Source organism: Burkholderia sp. HMSC10F09 (assembly GCF_001806955.1).
Lineage (GTDB): Bacteria > Pseudomonadota > Gammaproteobacteria > Burkholderiales > Burkholderiaceae > Burkholderia > Burkholderia multivorans.
Map to the genome: position 1 here is coordinate 1 of NZ_KV786512.1, position 923 is coordinate 923.

The window sequence follows — 923 nt, forward strand, 5'->3', positions numbered from 1 at the left end:
GGGCGCCGCGCGCGGCGACGGCCGCGGCGAGATCCGCGTGCGCGGCGACGAGGTTCAGCGCATCGGCGTCGAGCAGCGCGGCGGCATCGTGTGCGAGCGCGTCGCGTACGAGCGTGGCCGCGGCGTCGCGCGTGCCGAGCCCGCACCCGGCTGCGATCGCGGTCATCGCGCCGAGTTCGAGCGTGTCGGCAGGATGCAGCATCAGCTCCGGGAACGGCGGATCGTAAGGCGGCGCGCCGGCGCCGAGCAAGCCGACGTGCACCTTGCCCGCGCCCGCGAACAGCGCGGCGCGCGCGGCGAGGATCGGCGCGCCGCACATGCCGGTGTCGCCGCCGAGCACGGCGAGGCTGCCGAACGTGCCCTTGTGCGACGCGAATGCGCGCGCGGGCAGCGCGTGCGCAAACCGTGCGGGCGCGTTCAGCACGATCGCCGGCGAGGCGGGCGGCGCGAGCTCGAGCGACGCGATGTCGATTTCGCCGGCCAGATCGCGACCCTCGACCATGTACAGGCCCGGCTTCGCGCCGATGAAGGTCAGCGTGTGCGTCGCGACGACGGCCGCGCCGCCGCCGACGATCTGCCCCGTATCGCTGTCGAGCCCGCTCGGCACGTCGAGCGCGAGCACCGCGCCGCCGCGTCGCGCATGCTCGGCGATGCGTGCGGCCTGCGCAGCGAAGACGCCGTCGAGCGCGCGGCCGAGCCCGATGCCGAACAGCCCGTCGACGACCCACGCATAGCCGTCCAGCGACGCGGGCGGCTCGGCCGCGATCGGCACGCCGGCCGCGCGTGCGACGCCGAGTGCCCATTGCGCGTCGTCGGGCTTGACGGGCACCGGCATCCACGCGTGCACGGCGACGCCGAGCTGCTGCAGCCGCGCAGCCGCGACGAGTGCGTCGCCGCCGTTGTTGCCCGGGCCGACGGCGAAC

General features: G+C 75.9%; 1 protein-coding gene. It reads right to left on the minus strand.

The window, feature by feature from the left end; all coding sequences use genetic code 11:
- Nucleotides 1-923, minus strand: a 923-nt coding sequence (locus tag HMPREF3115_RS01990) for an NAD(P)H-hydrate epimerase (RefSeq protein ID WP_305367000.1), incomplete at both ends; no start/stop codon positions are given.